At 67.1% G+C, this 255-nt stretch carries 1 protein-coding gene; it reads left to right on the forward strand.

Annotation, left to right across the window (positions count from 1 at the left end):
- Nucleotides 1–255: hypothetical protein (locus tag DNK49_RS24330; protein WP_165843449.1), on the forward strand; the 255-nt coding region annotated here is incomplete at both ends.

The raw sequence follows: 255 nt of genomic DNA on the forward strand, positions 1-255 counted from the left end.
GGACAACAAGCTCAAGAGCGCGACCAAGACGGGCTACACCGCCACGCTCGCGTACGACGCCGAAGGCCGGCTGCGCCGGACCACGCTGGGGGGAACGGTCACGGCGTTGCTGTACGACGGCATGGACGTGGTGGCGGGGTACAACAGCAGCGGCAACCTGCAAAGGCGCTACGTGCATGGCCCTGGCGTGGATGAACCGCTGGTGTGGTACGAAGGCACGGGGAGCACGGACAAGCGGTGGCTGTACGCGGACCA

The organism is Parazoarcus communis SWub3 = DSM 12120, from assembly GCF_003226565.1.
In the GTDB taxonomy this organism is placed as follows: domain Bacteria; phylum Pseudomonadota; class Gammaproteobacteria; order Burkholderiales; family Rhodocyclaceae; genus Parazoarcus; species Parazoarcus communis.